Annotated in this window: 1 protein-coding gene; it reads right to left on the reverse strand. The window is 20.1% G+C overall.

What is annotated here, in order from left to right:
- Positions 1-426: 426 nt before the first annotated feature.
- Positions 427-993 (reverse strand): hypothetical protein, encoded by a 567-nt coding sequence (locus tag NL43_RS08080; RefSeq protein ID WP_069593536.1) that lies wholly within the window; start codon positions 991-993, stop codon positions 427-429.
- Between the last annotated feature and the right edge of the window lie 97 nt (positions 994-1,090).

Below are 1,090 nucleotides of genomic sequence, written 5' to 3' on the forward strand. Positions count from 1 at the left end.
CATTGAAAATAAATACTTAATAAAATAATATGTGTTACAAATAATACTATTATAATACCAAAATATACACTTATTAAAAAAGATTAAATGAATTTTATAAAATATGTGTTACCAATAACACATGAAAATAATTAATGTAATACTAGTTATAAATGGTAACACAAAATAAAAAAAAATTATTTAAAAATATACTAAAAGATAATTATACTAAAAAATAGAAGTAACATATTATAAATTTCATCGCTTTAAAAATAAGTAAGTTCATAACATCAATAACAAAATAGTGTTACCAATAATACCAATATAATACCATTTATACAAGCCATACTACTATAATAGAAAATATAAAAGAATAAATGTGTTACCAATAACACATGAAAAAAGTAGTGTAATACCACGGAACAAATGTAACATGAAACATATTTTTCAGTAGTCTAAGTAATTTTTTCTTGATTTATATGTTGCATACTCATAAGGATAATTTGCTTGTAATATTTTTTCAATGGATAATTTAATATCATTAATATTTTTTGATTCGAGTTGTTTAGTTAATATTTCAAATTCAATTTGTGTATTCATTATCTGTGAATCAATTATTGATTCCCATTGTTGATCTTCTAATGATTTAAGTGCTAATTTAAATCGTTCAAGTTCCATGTATAATGATTGTTGTAAATTTGCTATTGTTTCTGTAAGTATTGTTTCACCATGAATATCATATTCCTCAATATTTACTATAGTATCAGTTAATCTATATATTAAAAGTTTAATTTCATCAAGAGTTACATCTATATCCTCATTAAGTAGTGATTCAATGTAATAATATAAATCTATTAAATCTTCAAGATTTGTAGAATTATATCTAAAGATTACACGTAGATTGAATAATAATTTTTTAAGATAATGATTAGTTTTCTTAGAAAATATTGTATTGTTTAATTTAGTAATATCTCTAATATCCAATATTTCCAATTTCTTATTTTTTTCAGCCATGATTATCAAGTCCTCATAAATAATTAATAAATATATTATGTTATATTTTTTAGTTAAAATAAGTATTTTTATAAAAGGTAGGTGAATTTATTTTAGT

This window comes from Methanosphaera sp. WGK6 (genome assembly GCF_001729965.1).
GTDB lineage: Archaea > Methanobacteriota > Methanobacteria > Methanobacteriales > Methanobacteriaceae > Methanosphaera.